2 rRNA genes are annotated in these 583 nt (G+C 49.4%); both read right to left on the bottom strand.

The window, feature by feature from the left end:
- A 23S ribosomal RNA gene (locus tag lacNas_RS09075) occupies nucleotides 1–82 on the bottom strand; the annotation flags it as partial.
- A 217-nt stretch (nucleotides 83–299) separates the two neighbouring features.
- Nucleotides 300–583, bottom strand: a 16S ribosomal RNA gene (locus lacNas_RS09070); the annotation flags it as partial.

Raw genomic sequence — 583 nt, 5'->3', positions numbered from 1 at the left:
CCCGAAGACTTTCGCGGTTAGTCGCGTCCTTCATCGGCTTCCAGTGCCAAGGCATTCACCGTGCGCCCTTCTTCACTTGACCTAACAAGTTTTGTTCTTTCGAACTCTCTCGGTCGCTTTGCAATCGTTCATTGATCTCAATGATTCTCGTTTTTTTCTTGGAATTAAGATATTCAGTTTTCAACGTACAAGTGAGAGCTGATACTCTCAAAACTGAACAAAGTTTCTTTTGCAGTGTGCTTCCGTAACTGATGGATTTCTTTTAGCATTTCTGCTCTCCATCCATCTGTTTTCCTTAGAAAGGAGGTGATCCAGCCGCAGGTTCTCCTACGGCTACCTTGTTACGACTTCACCCCAGTCATCTGCCCTGCCTTAGGCGACTGACTCCTAAATGGTTATCCCACCGACTTTGGGCATTGCAGACTTCCATGGTGTGACGGGCGGTGTGTACAAGGCCCGGGAACGTATTCACCGCGGCGTGCTGATCCGCGATTACTAGCGATTCCAGCTTCGTGCAGGCGAGTTGCAGCCTGCAGTCCGAACTGAGAACAGCTTTAAGAGATCCGCTTGCCTTCGCAGGTTC

The sequence above is a fragment of the Lactobacillus nasalidis genome, assembly GCF_016587775.1.
GTDB lineage: Bacteria > Bacillota > Bacilli > Lactobacillales > Lactobacillaceae > Lactobacillus > Lactobacillus nasalidis.
Note: the sequence above shows the minus strand (reverse complement) of the source record. Positions and strands in the feature narration are given on the sequence as shown.